The 7353-nt window shown below is 56.6% G+C and carries 4 protein-coding genes; 2 read left to right on the top strand and 2 right to left on the bottom strand.

What is annotated here, in order from left to right; all coding sequences use genetic code 11:
• A partial coding sequence (locus G482_RS0101065) for a cadherin-like domain-containing protein (RefSeq protein WP_028448468.1) occupies window positions 1-3462 on the top strand: 3462 nt, incomplete at its 5' end.
• A 315-nt stretch (window positions 3463-3777) separates the two neighbouring features.
• Here the strand turns inward: G482_RS0101065 and G482_RS0101060 are convergent.
• Both G482_RS0101060 and G482_RS0101055 read right to left on the bottom strand, forming a co-directional pair.
• The gene (locus G482_RS0101060; protein ID WP_028448467.1) at window positions 3778-5682 is read right to left on the bottom strand and encodes a bifunctional diguanylate cyclase/phosphodiesterase; all 1905 of its coding nucleotides are present in this window, start codon (window positions 5680-5682) and stop codon (window positions 3778-3780) included.
• Between the two features lie 10 nt (window positions 5683-5692).
• Window positions 5693-6385, bottom strand: a complete 693-nt coding sequence (locus tag G482_RS0101055) for a transglutaminase-like cysteine peptidase (protein WP_028448466.1) — start codon at window positions 6383-6385, stop codon at window positions 5693-5695.
• Window positions 6386-6568: 183 nt separating this feature from the next.
• Between G482_RS0101055 and G482_RS0101050 the strand changes: the two genes are divergently transcribed.
• Window positions 6569-7353 (top strand): TolC family protein (locus tag G482_RS0101050; RefSeq protein ID WP_034618549.1); only part of this gene is annotated, 785 nt, incomplete at its 3' end.

The raw sequence follows: 7353 nt of genomic DNA, 5'->3' as shown, positions 1-7353 counted from the left end.
AGCAACAGCATTCTGGAGAACACCGCCAGCGTGACCGGCCAAGTGGTGCTGGGCGACGCCAAAGGCGGCGTGGCCGACCAGAACAGCGCCGACACCGGCCTGACCGTCACCAATGCCGGGACGCTCACCGGCAAATACGGCACGCTGACGCTGAATGCCGATGGCAGCTACATCTACACGCTGAATAACAGCAACCCGACGGTGAACGCCCTCAATCCGGGGCAGAGCCTCACCGACGAAGTGTTCACCTACACCGTTCGCGATGCCGACGGCACCACCAGCAGCGCCAAACTGAGCATCACCATCAATGGCACGAACGACGCGCCAGTGTTGGATCTGGATGCCAGCGCTACGGGTACTGGTTACAGCACGAGCTATACCGAGAATGCCGCAGGTGTGGCCATTGCGGATACCGACTCACTGATTACCGATGTGGATAGCGCGAACCTGACCAAAGCGGTGATTACGCTGACTAATCCACAGCTTGGTGATCTGTTGACGGTGGGCACCTTGCCGGCTGGTATTACCGCGAGCCAAACGCTGGTGAATGGCCAGGTCGTCATCACGCTCACAGGCCTTGCTAGTAAAGCCAACTACGAAACCGCGATTGAGGCCATCCGCTTTAGCTCCAGCTCGGATAACCCAAGCACGGTGGATCGCACGATCAACGTGGTGGTCAACGATGGTGCGCTTGATAGCAATGTGGCCGTGAACACGATTAAAGTCACTGCCGTAAATGATGCGCCCACTCTGACTATCAATACGGCCGCGGTGAGCGTGTCTGAAGAAGGCCTATCGGGCGGCTTGAAAGATACGACCGGTACCAGCGATACCACCGATAGCACTACCGCTCAGGGCACGGTGACTTTTGGTGATGTAGATAGCGCTGCGGTGAGCTTGGCGCTCACGGCCCCAACCGGGCTGAGTTCGGGTGGAGTGCCGCTAGTGTGGTCGGGCAATGGCACAACCAATCTGGTCGGCAGTGTGAATGGCAATCCTATCCTCACCATTAATATCGATGCGAGCGGTAAATACACCGTTAACTTGAGTGGGCCGCTGGATCATGCCGGTAAAGGTGTGGAAGACGTAAACTCCTTTGACGTTACTGTGACGGCCAGCGATGGTAGCTTGAGCGCCAGCGGTAAATTCACGGTAAACGTTGAAGACGATATGCCGCTGGGTGTCAGCAAAACGGTTGATGTGCAAATGCCGTATGTGAACACCAATCTGGTTCTCACGCTGGACATCTCCGGCAGTATGAATGACCCAAGCGGGATTGCCGGCAAAACCCGCCTGCAAGTGGCCAAAGAAGCGCTAACCCAGCTGATCAATGACTATGACAATGTCGGTGACGTGAAAGTCATGCTGGTGACCTTTGGCAGCACCGCCAGTGTTCGGGGTAGCACGACCTGGATTACTGCCGCGGAAGCGAAATCTGTGCTAGCTGCCCTAACTGCCAGTGGCGGCACCGATTACGATGCCGCCCTGCAGCAGGTCACCTCGCGCTACGATGACGCTGGCAAACTGCCGGGTGGGCAGAATGTGGCTTATTTCTTCTCGGATGGCGTGCCGACCGAAGATAATGGCACTGGCAGCGTGGGGATTGTCGGGACAGAAATCACTAACTGGACCAATTTCCTCAACAGCAAAGACATCAACTCGCTGGCCATCGGCTTGGGTTCTGGTGTGAGTGGCACGAATCTGGATCCCCTGGCCTACAATGGCGTCGGCACTGGTACAGAGGCCAATGCGATTATCGTGACTGATCTGTCGCAATTGCCACCGATCCTGCGCGATACCGTGCTGACCCCAACATCGGGCCAGATTGCGGTGAGTGGTACTGCATCGAGCCTGTTTGGCGCCGATGGTGGGCATATTAACGATGTGACCGTCGATGGCATCAAATACACCTTTGACGCCACGGCGAATACCATCACCCCGTCGGCAACTAGCAATAAATACAGCTTCGATGCTACTAACCATGTCCTGAAAATCACCACCGCGCTGGGCGGCCTGTTTGTGGTTGATCTGGATGATGGTAAGTATACCTACACGCCACCTACTAACCTTACCGTCACTACCCAAGAGAAAATTGGCTACACGTTGATCGACAACGATGGCGATAAAGACACCTCAAATAGCATTCTGACCTTGAATGTGATTCCGCCACGCTACAACACGGCGCCAATCGCGGCAGATGACTACGCCTTTACCAAGCAAAATCAGGCAGTAACGGTGAATGTGTTGAGCAATGACCGCGATGCGCAGGGGGATGCGGTGACCATTATCGGTACCCCAACCGTGCTGGCCGGCAATGGCACGGTGAGCAAAAATGCCGATGGCACGCTGACCTTTACTCCTAGCAACGGCTGGCTGGGTGAAGCGCAGATCGAGTACACCATCAGCGATGGCTTTGGTGGCACGGATACGGCGATTGTCTTTGTGCGGGTGGTGCCACCCGATGCGGTGCTCAATGGCGCCGGTGACGGCGGGGTAGGGTCTTACTTTGTGCAAGGGCCTGAGTCTGGCGCCGGCAATGTGATTGATGTGGCGACTTCGGCTTACTTCAATGCCAATAATGTGCCGCAGGCCGGGGCGCAATATTCGTCTACTAGCACAGGCAATAGCCAAGTGATCCTCACCGGTGGCAGCAATGACCACGTTGAGGCCGGGGCCGGTAATGATCTGATCTACATGGGTGAAACCCAGAGTGCCAATAATTCGGTCCTCGAGGGGACGCTGGCCGAGTTCTATACCGGCGCGCGCAAAGATTTCCTCATGGCTGCCGATGGCACCTTGGCCACAACGGCTAATAACGACAAACTGGTGCAATCGATTGTGAACCAGATGCAGCCGGTGACCGATCTGGTGAATGCTGGCGCAGGGGATGACACCGTGTTTGGCGAAAACGGCTCCGATGCGCTGTATGGTGGTACCGGCAACGACAAGCTGTTTGGCGGCGCTGGGCTGGATATTCTGCGCGGTGGCGCTGGCAATGATTTGCTCGTCGGCGGTTCTGGCAATGATCTGCTGCGTGGTGATGCCGGCTCTGATGTGTTCAAGTGGACCTTGGGCGATCAGGCCAGCACACCGGGGGCCACGGCTGCCGGGGCGGGCAATGTCTACGGCGTGGGCAGCACGGTGAATGTGGTGAACAATGCCACTGACCTGATTGTGGATTTTGACAAAACAGCCAATACCGGCGATGCGCTGGATCTGCGTGATCTCTTGCAAGGGGAAAACAGCGGTAATCTCACCCAGTATCTGCATTTCGAGAAATCGGGTAGCGATACCATTGTGCACATCAGCAGCGCGGGTAAATTCACCGGGCTGGCGGCCGATTATAAAGGCGCTGAAGATCAGACCATCATTCTGAAAAACGTCGATTTAGGCGCCACCGGCAGCAATGATCAAACGGTGATCCAAAACCTGTTGAACAATAAAAACCTGCTGACTGACTAAGCTTTCGTCTCGGCATGCAAAAGCCCCCGTAAAACGGGGGCTCAGGCTGCTAGCAAAGTGGAATAACAACATGATTCAAGTCTCGGCACAGCCGAGCCTAGAAAATAAGACTTTGAATCTGCAGCCTTGATGTTCTATTCCCACCCCTCCCGTCCCCTCCTTGAGGGGAGCCTCGTTTCGCGAGTGGGGGGTGGTCATCAATCTGAGCCCCCGTAAACGGGGGCTTTTTTGTGGGTAAGTTAATCGGCTTGGGTGGGTATATGGCTGCAGATATTTTCAAATAATGCTTGCAGCGATATACCCAGATGCTGTTGCTTACTTATGCTGGGTAATTGGCCCGGTCGCGCCATGCAGGCCCAGCGCTTGCAGTTGCTGCCATTCGCCTTCGGTGCGCACCAGCTCGGCCAGCGTGCGGATGCCCAGTTTGCTGGCGATACCCACCATGGCTTTGACCAGATGCTGGTTGCCTTCGTGCTGATCAATTTCGTGCACAAAGCTGCCGTCGATTTTCAGATAATGCAGCGGTAAATCATACAGCCGCGGCATGCTGCCAAACTGGCGGCCAAAGTGTTCGATCCCTACTTTGAGCCCCAGCTGATGCATTTCAGCGGCAAAAGTCGCCAGCGATTCCAGATCTTGCCCCAAGCCCTGTTCGGCAATTTCCAGCCATAGCCGCTGGCGGGTGGCCAGCGTCTGGGCTTGGAGCAATTGCACCAGTTCACGGCGGAAGCGGCTGTCGCGCATCGATTGCGGCGCCACATTCACGGCCACATCATCAGGCTGCGCCGCCAGTAGCTCGAGCGCCAGCCGGATCGCGGCCAGATCAATGGCCGGTAGCAGATCAAAGCGCGCGGCAAAGGGCATAAACACCCCGGCGGACAACAACTCGTCGGTTTCCAGATCGGGCAGGCGCAACATCAGTTCGCGGTGCAGCACTTTGCCCTGCCAATCAATGGCCGGGAAGCTATGCGCCACAAATTGCTGCTGTTCGATCGCCGTTTGCAGGCGGCTGCGCCATTCGGCGCTGGGTTTGCTGCTCTGGGTTGGCTGATGGGCGGCATCGGCCAGTGCATTGTGGGCATGCGCTTCGGCGCGGGCCAGCGCGGCATCGGTGCGGCCCAGCAATTCGCCCATGGTCTCGCCACGGCTGTAGTGGCTGTAGCCCAGATGCAGCAGATTGGTTTCGCTCGGAGCCAAGGCGCCCAGCTCGGCCAGCAGCTGTTCGGCCAGCGCCGTGCCATCGCTTAATTCGGGCGCCGCCAAGGCAAAATCGGCACCATTCAGCCGGGCGGCCACCCAGCCTTCGTGTTCGTCGGCCTGTTTGGCCAGCAAGCCAGCCAGCTCGGCCAGCAAGCGGTCGGTGGCTTCACGGCCGAGGTTGCGGTTAATTTGCCCCAGATCATGCAGACGTAGCATTAGCAAATAGCCTTCTGGCGGGCTGTCTTCACCACCTAGCAAGCTGGATAGCCGGCCCATAAAAAAGCTGCGATTGGCTAGGCCGGTTACCGGGTCGCGGTTGGCGTCTTTTTTCAGCTGATCGATCCGCGCCGCCTGTTCGTCAAACATGGCTTTCACTTGCGCCACCATCACATTCATCGCCGCGGCAACAGGGCGTAGCTCGATATAGCGTGGCTCGGGCAGCGCGATAAAGCGGCGCTCGGTAATCGCATGAGCTTGTTCGGTAATTTGGGTAATCGGCTTACGTATACGCGTGAGCACAAAGTGCATTAAGCCTCCGACAGTAATACCCCCTAGGAGCATCCAGATAAACAGCTTTTGCGCACTGCTCCACAGCGATTCATAGCCAAATTTGCTATGCGCGCGAATCTCGACCGAGCCGGCCTGTTTCCAGCCATTGCTGATCAGCGCCTGCCCCGACTGCACCTGAATCGGAAAGGCCTGCACAAACCAGTGTGGCACGTCGCTTGGCAGCTCTTTATTGCGTAATTCAATCAAGACCTTGTGATGCGGGTCGCGCACAATTAAGAGCTCGAAATGGCCGGAATCAAACAGCGCGCTGCTCATCAGCTCCAGCATGGCTGGGTCGCCGCTTTGTTGTGACATCGACAGCGCCAGCGCCGTGGCGGTGTCATTGCTCTGGGTGTAGAGCTGGGTCTGCAGGTAATCCCGGGCACTGAGCGTGCTGACCAGCAAGGCCGCCACAAAAGCCAGCAGTGCCGAGCCAATAATCATGAGCCATACCTGGCGAAATAACGACATAGCCAAATCCTTAAAAATCAATCCCTTCACTCTGCATGCGCAGCAACACATCTTTCCAGCGCGATAGTCGGTCAATCGAGCCGGCCGGCTGGTTACCTCCGCCGGTGAAAATCCCGGCCTGATTAAAACTAAATACCGGCACCAGATCTGGCCGGCGGCTGGCCGGACGGATGTCGGTAATCAGGTTATCCAGAATCAAAGGCTCGGCGTCCGGGGTGGGGTAGTAGGTGAGCACCATATGCGCCTGCGTGACGGTGCTGTTGGCCCCGCCAATTTTGGCTTTGACATAGCTCATACGTAATTTTTCGGGTGCGACGCCCAATTCCTTGAGGGCGAAGTACTTGATGATGGCAAAGTCTTCGCAATCGCCGGCTTGTTTGCCGATGGTTTCCAGCGGCGTAGCCCAGTAATCGGGCGCATTCCACAGCGCGCTATCGTCGGTGAAGGCCAGCTTGCGGTTGAAATACTCATTGACCCGTTTCAGTTTGTCCGGCTCGGCTGCTGCTTTCAGGCTACCGAGCAGGTTTTGCACTTCGCTCACGGTTTTGGCGACATTCGCCCCGTATTTTTGCTGCGCGACTTTTAATAATTTATCGAAATCCCAATTCGACCACGCCGGCCAGCTGGCCAGCAGCAGGCCACCCAGGCTGAGGGCAAGCAGCAGGGGCCGCAGGCGTAGATAAAAAGGGCGGAGAGCCAGCATGGGAAATAAACGGCGCGTCGCTTGAGTCGCAAAAGCCCAGTATAAACGGCAGATTTATCAAGCGTGTGTATCTCGCTACAATCGCGCCAAAAAATACAGTTTGCGACGGGCAATTCAGCTGACCTCCCAATTTGCAATTAGACTGAATCCATTCGATTAATGATTGCTGCTGGGGAAATGAGTATGAAATTGAAATTAAGTGTGGCCTGTACGCTGATTGCCTGGGCCACGGCAGCGGGCGCCGCCAGCCTGCAAGACTCTGTCGAGCAAACCATCCTCAAAAACCCCGAAGTACGCATGAAATGGCTGAGCTACAAAGCCGCGGGCGAAGAGCAAAATGCTGCCAAGGGTAATTACTATCCGCGCGTCGATCTGAATGGCTATTACGGCGTCGAAAACAAAGATTATCCGAAGAGCAAAACCGGCAGTTTCACGCACCCTGGCGTGAATCTGGAATTGCGCCAGATGCTGTTTGATGGCTTTGCCACCCAAACCGAAGTGCGCCGCCTCGGCTATGGCAAACTGACTCGCTATTACGAATTGCTGGCCGCCAGCGATCAAGCTGCGCTGGAAACCACCCAGGCGTATCTGGATGTCTTGCGCTACCGCGAGCTGGTGAATCTGGCCCGCGACAATTACGCCATTCACAAAGAAACCTACGATCAGATCGCCGAGCGCGTGAATGCCGGCGTGGGCCGCCGCGTGGATCTGGAAACTGCCACCGGCCGTTTGGCGCTGGCCGAGTCCAATTGGCTGACGCAGTCTTCCAATCTGCATGATGTTTCCGCGCGCTACGAACGCCTGACCGGCATGGCCCCAAGCAATGACATGAGCAAACCAGCTGATCTGGCCTCGGTCTTGCCGCGCGATACCGCCAGCCTGCGCACTCAGTTGGCAACCAACCCGCAATTCAAAGCCGCGGTGTACAACATCCGCTCGGCCCGCGCCGACGCGCAAAACAAGAAGAG

It is taken from the genome of Chitinibacter tainanensis DSM 15459, from assembly GCF_000429785.1.
In the GTDB taxonomy this organism is placed as follows: domain Bacteria; phylum Pseudomonadota; class Gammaproteobacteria; order Burkholderiales; family Chitinibacteraceae; genus Chitinibacter; species Chitinibacter tainanensis.
The sequence above is the reverse complement of the archived record's forward strand: the minus strand, read 5'-3'. Positions and strand labels throughout refer to the sequence as shown.